Genomic DNA, 1,576 nt, shown 5'->3' with positions numbered 1-1,576 from the left:
CGCCGCATCGTCACGATGCGGGACAGGTCATAGCGATATTCCGGCGTCGAGTAGTCCGCATTCGCGCGCACGCGCGCCACCCATCGACCGCCACGCGGACACGCCGCGCCGGGCAAGCTGAACTGCTCCGTGCCTTCGACGTAGGCGGACGAGAATGGCTTCGTGGGGATCGGGGCGCTACCTTCCCATACCCATTGCACCGGCCCATCGAGATGGACGCCGTCTCCGGACTCCATCGGCATCTTCACGCTGTCGGTCGTAGCGATGTCGCCGGCCTTGAATGGCATCACCTGCAAGCTGCGGTAGCTGCCGCCGGCATTCAGACGCACTGCTCGATACAGGCCGTCCTCGGCGAACGTCTCACCGGGGTTGATCGGAAAATGTGACAGGCGAGTCCGCTGGTACGCTTCCCACTGCTCGCGCTCCTGCGGCGTCGAGGGATAATCGCGGTCAAAGGTAACGCGGGTCGGATTCTTGTGGTCCGAATGGAAATCGACCCGCACCAGACTGGACTGGATTCCCGGAACCTCGATGTTCATAAACACGCCAACATTGAGATCGTAGCTACCCGCGACGAACTTACTGACGGATGTTGTTTTTATCTTGAAAGTTACCGAACTGTGTGGCGCAAGACTGACCTCGCCATCGGGAAATTCGCCCGAATTTTCAAGCGACTTACCCGCCAATCCGAGTCCAAATTTAGAATCATGTGATCCAATTCGGTAGCCGTTTACGCCCAAGATATCCATATTCCTGCCAATTCCGGCATCCCATTTATCAGGCGTCTTGAACTTGATAGGATAATCGCCAGTGTTGTCGAATCTGACAGAAACCAGGAATCCGGCCTTGGCACGGTCAATCGACACAAGCAAAGCATCGAATTTCACAGCTTTCCGTCCATCATGAATCCCTGCATTTCTGAGCGAATTCACCAGATCGGCAACTTTGATTGCAACAGGTCGACTAAATTCTCTGACCGGACCACCTCTCATTCCGTCGCTGCACTTCGCATTGTAAAGATCGGAGATTGGCACATCGCTTTTCGGATCTTTCGGGGAGCACAGCAACGCGGCAAGCTTTCTGGCGGATTCCAGATTTTCGCCCTGCAACTTCAGTTTGTATGCCCCGATTCCGTGAACATTCTTATTTCCGGCCGAATCACCAATTTGAACAGACAGCACATCTCCAGAGACTGAAACCTCGTTGTTTCCATATGAATTGACACTCCCATCTGCACCACCATTCGTCGTGTAGCTAAATTGCATTGCTTGACCCTTCAAATTCATAGCCTCGCCGTTTGCACACTCCATCAGAACAACCGGAGAGATTGCAAGGATTCCCAATGCAATGCGCCATAAATTACTAATCATAGTCAACCCCACACTGCCTATTTATTGAGACAGGTGAGCTCGCGTATCTCAGCCCCCCACCCATTCCCATTCAGCGCCGGCGTCGTTCGAAATCGACGACATCGGCTGGCCGCGCCGCATCGTCACGATGCGGGACAAGTCATAGCGATATTCCGGCGTCGAGTAGTCCGCATTCGCGCGCACGCGCGCCACCCATCGGCCGCCAC

General features: G+C 54.9%; 1 protein-coding gene. It reads right to left on the bottom strand.

The window, feature by feature from the left end:
• The coding region (locus ABZS61_RS34785; RefSeq protein ID WP_356430514.1) for a hypothetical protein at window positions 1–1,370 on the bottom strand (1,370 nt) is incomplete at its 3' end.
• Between the last annotated feature and the right edge of the window lie 206 nt (window positions 1,371–1,576).

Source organism: Streptomyces sp. NPDC005566 (genome assembly GCF_040605575.1).
In the GTDB taxonomy this organism is placed as follows: Bacteria; Actinomycetota; Actinomycetes; order Streptomycetales; family Streptomycetaceae; genus Streptomyces.
Note: the sequence above shows the minus strand (reverse complement) of the source record. Positions and strands in the feature narration are given on the sequence as shown.